Source organism: Gilliamella sp. Fer4-1, assembly GCF_001690515.1.
GTDB lineage: Bacteria > Pseudomonadota > Gammaproteobacteria > Enterobacterales > Orbaceae > Gilliamella > Gilliamella apicola_C.
Window position 1 is genome coordinate 1 of sequence record NZ_LZGZ01000347.1, and the last position, 1,029, is coordinate 1,029.

Consider the following 1,029-nt stretch of genomic DNA (forward strand, 5'->3'; position numbering starts at 1 on the left):
ATAAAATTGCGCGGGAATAAACGGGATTAAACCTTATTTCAAAAGGGTTTGTGAAAAATTAAAATAAAATTGCGGGAAAAAATGCAGAATGGAAATAAAATTAAAAACGGCTGTAAAATTTCGGTTGGCGCGGAAATACTTATTAGCCGTTTAAATTGCGTTTAAAAATAATTTAAATGCTTTATCTTTTTGATAGAACCCTTTCTAATTTTGCTATTACTTTGAAGTTTGGATCTTCTTTTTGCACGGTGAATGCTTTGTAATTTTGATTGTCGCTGATGACGCTATACGACACATCAACGGGGTTGTACTGTAACCTCTTCACCATTATCACACCATTAAATAATATGATGTAAATACCTCCCAGTGCTTTTGCTTGTTCTGTGCTGTCATTGTGGATGCTAACTAATAGCGTGTCTCCATTTTTGATTGCGTCTGACATGCTGTCATCTGTTGCTGTGAATGTTGCTAGATCTACATTTGATAGCCCTTGTCTCTCAACAAATTCGTTTGATAATATTATCCATGCCGCCCCGTCTGTTGATATTTTGATATCATCAATATTTGATGTGTCAACTTTTAGCTCACCAATTATTGTATGGTCTTTGAAAAAATCATCAACGGGTATTTTTAATTTTTGATTATTATCATTATTATAATCTGCTGCTAATTCTTCCATTTTTTCATTTCGCTTATTTAGAATGGTTGATACCTCGTACTCATAGACTCGCCCTTTTACTCCTGAAACTCTTCGGCGCACCCAATTTTCAGTTTTTGCTTTATAAGTTACACCTTGAATTGTAGAAGGCATTCCATACTTACCTACGATATCTTTCAATTGAATCCATAACTCTTTCATTCAAGCCTCTTTAATTTAAAGAACTCTTTATATCAAAAGTAAAAGTTTATATTAAATTTTTATCAAATAAAAACAAAGCGATAAAAAGATAATCGCAAATAAAATGCATTTTTTGATTTAAAGAGCATTGATTTAAAATTTAATTTGATTTAAAGTATCTTTAAATCAAA

1 protein-coding gene is annotated in these 1,029 nt (G+C 31.5%); it reads right to left on the reverse strand.

Features of this window, described 5'->3' with window-relative positions:
• Window positions 1-181: 181 nt before the first annotated feature.
• Window positions 182-859, reverse strand: coding sequence for a helix-turn-helix domain-containing protein (locus A9G30_RS11925; protein WP_065589090.1), 678 nt, complete (start codon window positions 857-859; stop codon window positions 182-184).
• Window positions 860-1,029: the final 170 nt, after the last annotated feature.